Origin of the sequence: Gemmiger formicilis, from assembly GCF_018784445.1 — a bacterium.
In the GTDB taxonomy this organism is placed as follows: domain Bacteria; phylum Bacillota; class Clostridia; order Oscillospirales; family Ruminococcaceae; genus Gemmiger.
Genome location: NZ_WQOH01000052.1, coordinates 40,644 through 41,968, shown reverse-complemented (window position 1 = coordinate 41,968; position 1,325 = coordinate 40,644). Strand labels below are relative to the sequence as shown.

General features: G+C 55.3%; 1 protein-coding gene. It reads right to left on the bottom strand.

Translation table 11 applies throughout. The features are described 5' to 3' along the window. Positions 1-1,325 (bottom strand): arylsulfatase (locus tag GPK89_RS12705; protein WP_252261665.1); only part of this gene is annotated, 1,325 nt, incomplete at both ends.

The window sequence follows — 1,325 nt, the reverse complement described above, 5'->3', positions numbered from 1 at the left end:
CATAACACCTCGGTGTTCTGCAATACGGTCAGGGGCGTTTTGCCCACAAACAAGGTATGACCGTCTGTGTACTGTTCTTCGCGGTTCTTTAAGGCGTCGATCAGCAGGGCACGCAGTTCGGCCACACGCTCCGGGTTTTCGTCCAGTACATTTTTTGTTTCGTGCGGGTCATCGCGCAGGTAGAAGTACAGTTCCCGCCCGGTCTGCGAGTACCAGATATATTTGTCCTCTTTTGTCAGGATAAAGTGCATGGAATCTTCACCCAGCGTGTGTTCCCCGTGCAGGTATTCGCGTTCGACGGGGTGCAATAGGCTCGTGCCGTCCACGGTTTCTGGAATGGGTGCGCCCGCCAGTTCCAGCAGTGTGGGCATAACGTCGCGCAGCTCGACCAAGTCGGTGCGAACCGTGCCGCACTTTCCGATGTAACGCTCCGGCCCGGAGATAAACAGTGGTACATGGATACTGCCTTGGAATGGCTTTGCTTTCTGGAACATCAAATGGTCGCCCAGCATTTCACCGTGGTCGGAGACAAACAAAATCACGGTGCTATCCGTAATCTGTTCTTCCACCAGCGCGGAAATCAAGCGTCCGATTTGATGATCCATATGGGTGATGGCAGCATAATAGCCCGCCCGCAGCTGCTGAATATAGCTTTCATCCGAGGGTGCAGTCTGGGCATGGTAACTGTGACCGTCGCGCTCCCAGCGGACGCAGTCGTTCCAGTCTCCGTGCCAAGGTTCGGCCAGCGGCTTATCTTTGTACAAATTCAAATAATATTCCGGGGCGTCCAGCGGCGGATGTGGCCGCACGAAGCTGGCCATCAAGAAAAAAGGTTTAGAACGGTCACGGCGGCGCAGAAAATCCCGGCACTCACTGGCGACCCAGTTGGTGGGATGGTACTTTTCTTCGTAAATCCACGGACGAACCACCCAGCTGTTGCAGTCCAAGCCAGTATCTACGGGGTCTGCATCCACACCAAGCTGCTGCTTGAGCCACCAATAATAGTCATCGGCCACACGCTGGTCTTCATAACTGGGCGTAGTGGGGCGGCGGTAGGCATGGAGATAGCCATCATGCAGCCGTACATCGTTGAATCCCAAATTATTGCGCAGCGGGTGGACGTGCATTTTACCGACGCACTGCGTATAATAGCCCGCCTTGCTCAGTTCCCCAGCCAGCGTGTGGGTATAGTTCCACGGCACTAAATCCTCATACCCGACGCGGCCGGTGTGTTCCTGTGACATACCTGTATAAAGAGAGGCCCGCGCGGGAACACAGGTCGGACAGGCAGAATAGGCGTTTTCATAGCGCACGCCCTCTGCGGT